At 56.4% G+C, this 1051-nt stretch carries 1 rRNA gene; it reads right to left on the bottom strand.

From position 1 onward, the window contains the following. Nucleotides 1–22 precede the first annotated feature (22 nt). A 23S ribosomal RNA gene (locus ACZ404_RS36855) occupies nucleotides 23–1051 on the bottom strand; the annotation flags it as partial.

Raw genomic sequence — 1051 nt, 5'->3', positions numbered from 1 at the left:
AACACAGTGGACGCGAGCAACTGAGGACAAGCCCTCGGCCTATTAGTACCGGTCACCTCCACCAGTTACCTGGCTTCCAGATCCGGCCTATCAACCCAGTCGTCTACTGGGAGCCTTACCCCATCAAGTGGGTGGGAGTCCTCATCTCGAAGCAGGCTTCCCGCTTAGATGCTTTCAGCGGTTATCCCTCCCGAACGTAGCCAACCAGCCATGCCCTTGGCAGAACAACTGGCACACCAGAGGTTCGTCCGTCCCGGTCCTCTCGTACTAGGGACAGCCCTTCTCAAGACTCCTACGCGCACAGCGGATAGGGACCGAACTGTCTCACGACGTTCTAAACCCAGCTCGCGTACCGCTTTAATGGGCGAACAGCCCAACCCTTGGGACCGACTCCAGCCCCAGGATGCGACGAGCCGACATCGAGGTGCCAAACCATCCCGTCGATATGGACTCTTGGGGAAGATCAGCCTGTTATCCCCGGGGTACCTTTTATCCGTTGAGCGACGGCGCTTCCACAAGCCACCGCCGGATCACTAGTCCCGACTTTCGTCCCTGCTCGACCCGTCGGTCTCACAGTCAAGCTCCCTTGTGCACTTACACTCAACACCTGATTGCCAACCAGGCTGAGGGAACCTTTGGGCGCCTCCGTTACCCTTTAGGAGGCAACCGCCCCAGTTAAACTACCCATCAGACACTGTCCCTGATCCGGATCACGGACCCAGGTTAGACATCCAGCACGACCAGACTGGTATTTCAACGACGACTCACCGCGAACTGGCGTCCGCGTTTCAAAGTCTCCCAGCTATCCTACACAAGCCGAACCGAACACCAATATCAAACTGTAGTAAAGGTCCCGGGGTCTTTCCGTCCTGCTGCGCGAAACGAGCATCTTTACTCGTAGTGCAATTTCACCGGGCCTATGGTTGAGACAGTCGAGAAGTCGTTACGCCATTCGTGCAGGTCGGAACTTACCCGACAAGGAATTTCGCTACCTTAGGATGGTTATAGTTACCACCGCCGTTTACTGGCGCTTAAGTTCTCAGCTTCGCCC

Source organism: Streptomyces sp. NPDC030798, assembly GCF_055572275.1.
Note: the sequence above shows the minus strand (reverse complement) of the source record. Positions and strands in the feature narration are given on the sequence as shown.